Origin of the sequence: Candidatus Symbiopectobacterium sp., from assembly GCF_020054415.1 — a bacterium.
Taxonomy (GTDB): Bacteria; Pseudomonadota; Gammaproteobacteria; order Enterobacterales; family Enterobacteriaceae; genus Symbiopectobacterium.
On record NZ_JAHWCO010000555.1, the window covers coordinates 1 to 5,750 of the forward strand.

5 protein-coding genes and 2 pseudogenes are annotated in these 5,750 nt (G+C 53.0%); 6 read left to right on the forward strand and 1 reads right to left on the reverse strand.

Annotated elements, in window-relative coordinates:
- The 6 genes and pseudogenes from QZ506_RS16315 to QZ506_RS16340 all read left to right on the forward strand — a co-directional run.
- Nucleotides 1-84, forward strand: a pseudogene (locus QZ506_RS16315) (lipoprotein); the annotation flags it as partial.
- 58 nt (nucleotides 85-142) lie between these two features.
- Nucleotides 143-490, forward strand: coding sequence for a DNA adenine methylase (locus QZ506_RS16320; RefSeq protein WP_291972510.1), 348 nt, complete (start codon nucleotides 143-145; stop codon nucleotides 488-490).
- A gap of 117 nt (nucleotides 491-607) precedes the next feature.
- Nucleotides 608-2,752: a replication endonuclease gene (locus tag QZ506_RS16325; protein WP_291972502.1), complete on the forward strand. Its 2,145-nt coding sequence runs from the start codon at nucleotides 608-610 to the stop codon at nucleotides 2,750-2,752.
- A 138-nt stretch (nucleotides 2,753-2,890) separates the two neighbouring features.
- Nucleotides 2,891-3,589 carry a DNA adenine methylase gene (locus tag QZ506_RS16330; RefSeq protein ID WP_291972504.1) on the forward strand — a complete coding sequence of 233 codons (699 nt, stop codon included), beginning with the start codon at nucleotides 2,891-2,893 and terminating at the stop codon, nucleotides 3,587-3,589.
- A 123-nt stretch (nucleotides 3,590-3,712) separates the two neighbouring features.
- The gene (locus QZ506_RS16335; RefSeq protein WP_291972506.1) at nucleotides 3,713-3,943 is read left to right on the forward strand and encodes a type II toxin-antitoxin system RelE/ParE family toxin; all 231 of its coding nucleotides are present in this window, start codon (nucleotides 3,713-3,715) and stop codon (nucleotides 3,941-3,943) included.
- Nucleotides 3,944-4,013: 70 nt separating this feature from the next.
- Nucleotides 4,014-4,382, forward strand: coding sequence for a helix-turn-helix domain-containing protein (locus QZ506_RS16340; protein WP_291972508.1), 369 nt, complete (start codon nucleotides 4,014-4,016; stop codon nucleotides 4,380-4,382).
- Nucleotides 4,383-4,783: 401 nt separating this feature from the next.
- Here QZ506_RS16340 and QZ506_RS16345 read toward each other — a convergent pair.
- Nucleotides 4,784-5,608: pseudogene (locus QZ506_RS16345) on the reverse strand (phage portal protein); the annotation flags it as partial.
- Nucleotides 5,609-5,750 lie beyond the last annotated feature (142 nt).

The following is a 5,750-nucleotide window of genomic DNA, read 5'->3' on the forward strand; positions in this document are numbered from 1 at the left end:
CAGGTGGGTGAAGCCATGGCCATGGTCAAAGCGCTTAACCGGATCACGCTATTAGGAATGCCGAACAGTATTCGCATCACGTAACAATCGACCCGTATGGGGCGCAGTCGTTACAAGTTCTGATTTATTCAACAAAGCCTGTCTGCCCTTTGAGGAAACGCTGGCCTTCCATGTGGACGAGCACTGCGCAGTGTATGCCTATCCGCCTTATTTCCCGCCTGAAGATAAAGACGGCTTCACCGGTTATTACGTCGAGCCATTTCGTGACGAAGAACATCATGTGCTGGCCGATGCCCTGATTGAAACGCACCTGCGCCGGGGTGTGCCTGTGGTGCTCTCGGGCAGGAATGTTCCAAAGACCCATGCCGCCTATCGGGGCTTTACGTTTCACTACACGCACGCCTGTTACAGCATTGCAGCCAAAGATGCCGGTCGGTGTAACTCAAATGAAGTGATTTCCGTGCTGTCCGCTGCCTGCGTCAGTGGGTAGGTAATGGCATGTTCTCTTGCGGAGGTAACGTTTGATGATTGTAACGTTTGAGGCTAACGGCAGGAAAATAACGGTGGACAGTGATGCTATCGCTCATTCCTTTCCCTCGATAGCCAGTTGGAAAGCATCAGCGCTAGCATTTACTGGCGCTTTGAACAGCGCGAAAAACAAAAGGGTATTGACAGCGCCCGCCGCTGGTTAACCGAGTCCGTGGCTAGGGTGATGTTGCCACGCATTACCCGTGTAAACGCTGGCTACTGCCTAGATGAGATAGTTGATGACGATTTCCGTGCCCTGTTTGGCAACCGCGCTACCCAATCCCCTCAACACAATGGTGTGGCGGCGTTTTTGCGCCTGCGCACCCAGCGTAACCGCCTGCCCGACCTGGACAGCCAGGCGCTCAAATCCCTAGTTGATGTCGTGGCCCATTTTTCCGCCACCGAACTGGCAAGGCTGACGCAGGCGCAAGGTGATAACAGCGAATGGTGCATCGTCCATGACCATTACTACCATCTGGCTCGAATCACCCGCTTGCTGGGTGCACCGCAGCCGCTCTGGGACAAGCTGGAAAAATGTTTCGTTCCCTTTGATGCCCAACCCGCCATCCGGCGAATGAGTGATGCGCGGTGGTGGCTGAACAGCCTGCGTCGTACCGCCAAACACTGGTGTGAACATCTGGCCATCGCCATGGTGTATGTCCATAAGCATGCCTCCCCGAACGTCAGCACAACCGCCTTGCGTGACTGGCACGAGCAGCGGCGGCGCACCAACGAGTGGCGCAAAAGCATGGATCTGGAAGACGAAGAGGGCAACCGCATCAACCCGATGGACGGCTATGCTGCCAGTCAGGCCAATCCCGCCATCCGACGCACTGAACTGATAGTGCGTATAAGGGGTTATGAAGATATCGCCAATGCTCAGGGTTATGTTGGAGAATTTGTCACCATTACCGCCCCCTCAAGCCATCACGCCACGCCGGAAAACGGACGGGTTAACCGTAAATGGAACGGGGCCAACCCGGCGGACACCCAGCGTTACCTTAATGGCGTCTGGGCCTGCTCCCGCGCTAAATGCCACCGCCTGGGGCTGCGCTTTTTTGGTATGCGTGTCGCCGAGCAGCACCATGACGGCACGCCGCATGCCCATTTACTGCTGTTTGCACGCCCGGAAGAGATGGGCCGCATCCGCGAGATCCTGCGCGAGTATGCTATGGCGGCAGACAGCGACGAATTACGCAGTGCCGTCGCGACAAGCGCCCGGTTTAACGCCAAAGCCATTGACCCGGAAAAAAGCAGCGCCACCGGGTATGTCGCGAAATACATCTCGAAAAATATCGATGGTTATGCCTTGGACGGTGAAACCGATGACGAAAGTGGCAAGCCGTTAAAGGAGTACACGCAGCGTGCTACCGCCTGGGCGTCGCTCTGGGGCATTCGCCAGTTTCAGTTTATTGGCAGTGTCCCGGTAACGGTGTGGCGGGAGTTACGCCGCCTGAATGACAGTGAAACCGCACGCGGCCTGAGCGTGGAGTTTGCCGCCTGTCACGAGGCGGACAAGGCGCCGGACTGGGCGGGGTATGTCAATGCCCAGGGCGAGCCGTTGGTCAAACGTGATGCGTTGGCGGTGCGCACCTGGTATCAGCCGACAGATGTGCTGAATCAGTACGGTGAGGAAATGCTGAGTATCCGGGGTTTGTTTGACACGGTGGTGGGTGAGGATTCGCCGATCCTGACCCGGTTGAAGCAGTGGAAGATTGTACCGAAGTTGGCCGTTGATGTGAGCAACGCGGACGCGTTGCCTCGGAGTTCGAGTTCTGCCAATAACTCTACGGGCGACGAAAAAACAGCCATTCCGGCAAGCATGGTCGGTTATGACTGTGCCAGCTGTGATCAGCACGGTGGAGAGATCGACGGGACGTCTGAACAAGAAAGCATCGACTTTGACCACATGACCGACAAGGAGCGGCGCGCTTTGCTCAATCGGTTACGAACCCAGCCGCCGGATCGGCGGCATAACCATCACTCGCCTACAACTCAGCTACCTGAATCAACAGAAAAACAGAATGTTAGTAAGCGGTCGGACGACTGGCACGCGAGTATTGCCGATTTCGCCCATTCGTTGGGGTGGGATATCAGCACGGGAGAATTGCGGCGACTGGAGACAGGCCACGCGGTCACGTTTGCCGGTCACAACTACGTGGCCGGTGCTGACGGTTTTTTGTACCGTACGCAGGCGAGAAAGCAAAAAGAAGCTGAATACTAGGATAAAGCAGCGACGTTGCGGCATTACGAGCGGTTTCACAGTCATAACCGACTGTGTTGGCCAACGCATCGAGCACAGTCAGAAATGACGCCGCTGAAGCACAGTTAAAAACATCTATGTGGTACCACCGGGGGATAAATGAGCTATCTGGGAAGCAAGGCGGCATCTTGCGCGTATCAGAAAATCATTGCCAATATGCCGCCGCACGATACGTACATAGAAACGCACCTGGGCGGCGGCGCGATCATGCTAAGAAAGACTGTTGCAATAAAAAATATCGGGGTTGATATTGATGAGAATGCATTAAACGATTTTGTGTATGCGAATGCAGTAAATCAGAGAAATAGCTCTGTGAGCCTGGTTTGTGGCGATGCGGTGAAATACCTGCGCATGTTCGACTTTTCCAGCGCGGGCCGGGTACTGATTTACGCCGATCCGCCCTATCTGCCCGAAACACGAACCAGCCGAAACCGCTACCGACACGAATACACCGACGATGACCACTGGGCACTGATAGCCATGCTGCGCCGTGTCCCGGCCAGAGTGATAATTTCCGGTTATCCCTCCGCGCGTTATGATGAACTGCTGCACGATTGGCGTTCGATCACATTCCAGGTGATGACGCGCGGCGGGCCAAGAACAGAACAATTATGGATGAACTACCCTGACGGTGCGGCGTACAGTGCGGCTTTAGCGGGAAAAGACTATATCGATCGGCAGCGCATCAAGCGCAAGGCGGTGCGGTGGAAATCCAAATATGCCGCGTTGCCACCTGCTGAGAGATTGGCAATCATGACGGCATTGAGTGAAGCCGATAGCATAGCGTCAAATAATTAGATTTATGATTAGATAATCATTGCATGAATTAGATAAATATCTTATTATTTCTTCATCCCAAGCGGATATGCTCTTTAAAAACCAAGGAAACAGATGGTAAAGGTTATCTGAACAAGGAAAGCGTTGAAGCAACGTTCAACGATAGACCGAAGGTATCAGGACACCATTAGTGGGAAAGTCGCCGAGTTGAAAAGTTTTCCCGCCGTCAAACTGGATATTACCGCGTTGAAGGGTGAGGCCGGAAAATTCAGGTTACGCGTGGGGGACTACAGGGTTATTTTCGAGATCATTAAAGGTGAACCTGTTGTCTGTGAGGTTCAGGCAGTCAAACGCAGAACTTCAACAACTTACTGACTATCAGGCGGGGTAACCCGCCAGTTTCCTTATGACATACACCGCGACTCACTGACACCCGGATGAAATTATGTCAAAACTACAATTTATCAATGATGTGAATGGTAAACCTCAGTTTGTGGTATTGCTGATCACTGAGTATGAAAAACTGATGTCTGATAGCGACGCAGGCTATGAGGATATCCCTTATCTTGCCGATGAGCATGATAACGAAACCGTACCTAACGAAGTGGTCGAAATCATGTTCCGTGATGAAGTGAGCCTGATCGCTGCCTGGCGCATTCATCGCGGTTTATCGCAATATGATGTGGCTGAAAAGCTGGGAACAACACAATCAGCGGTTTCACAGTGGGAGGCGAAAGACTCCAAACCGCAGAAAAAAACCCGAGAAAAGCTGGCAGAACTTTACCACTGCCGACCTGAACAAATGACACTTTGATTTGCGTTACCCGGCCCGCTTTCGCGGGCTTTTATCTTCACTAAAAATCACCGCAAGATTCCGCGCTCAAATGCGCAATTTCTTTAATGCCGCCGCCAGGGTTCCGCGCCAGTTACGGCGCAGTTTTCCCTGTCACGCAAGACTACACAAAAACGAGGCATTTTCATGTGCGGACGTGGCGGGGGAACCCTCGCGCTTAGGGGGGGATATAGGGGTACATCTGCATTGCTGGATCCTGCGGCGTCAGCGGGCCGTCTCGCTGCGAGATTCATGACGACGAGGGCGAGGTTGGCGGGCGTCTGCGGTGCTCAAGGTGGCGTTTAGGCGCGTAAATGGCGGTCATGAAAAAGCAGGGCATCCTGTCGAGTGTCCGGCTGATGGTTGGCGGGAAAGCTGCCGGGCTATGCGGCTTTTTCTGCTAGGGAGTAGTGCTTGAATCGCATCACCTCGATCCCAAGCCGGTCGTTCAACCCTTTCAGGCTTTCCATAATCGGTGTCAGTTCATTGATGGAAAAGACGCGCGCGGCTTTCTCCACGTCGCCGAATCCTCCGGCATTGTTTGGCATAATGCCCATCAGCTGCTGTGGTACGCGTTGCGCTGCCAACATGTCATCGCGTGTTGCATCCTTGATGCCGTTAAATTCATCCTTGGCCGCGATTTGGCTAAATGGCATGATTTGTAACCCGTCTTTCTTGCCACCGGCTGCATACACGAACAGGTTCTTAAATGCACCATTGCAGCGTGCATCTTTCAGTGAACGCTTAAGCTGCTCCACCTCGGCATTGTTGGTTATAGGATCCGTCAGGTAAACAATCACCCCGGCATGACTGCCGTTAATGTAGTAGTTGCGGCGAAACAATGTGGCTTCACCATTCAGCATCGCAGAGTGAACAACAGCCATATATTCCGGTGTGCCGTAGATTTCCTAGTGAATGCTGGGGCTTCTGACGTGAAACACGCTGCTAGGGTCGAAAGCATAATCATCGCTGTAGCGTGCAACAAACCAGTATTGTGAAAGATCTTCCCCGCGCCGGGTGTATTTGGCGTGCGTGTGTTTCAGCATCAGGGGCTGGCCTAGCAGGTTTTTTCGTAGCTCTAGGTAGCCATTACCAAACACCAGAAAATCGAGAATAAAGGCGTTGGCGTCCTGCCGGGACAGTAACGGATGCGGCTCATAGCAGGACATAATCACATTGCGCTTGAAGATGATGGGGGATTGATGGTGTACGGGGCTTTGTTGAATAAATAGAACTTTTGGGTAATCATCGGAGCAGATCACCACAGTTGTTTCAAAATCAGGTCTCCATGGCAAAACAAAATTTTAAAATCACCAACTGGCCCTCTTATAACAAGGCCCTCAAGCAGCG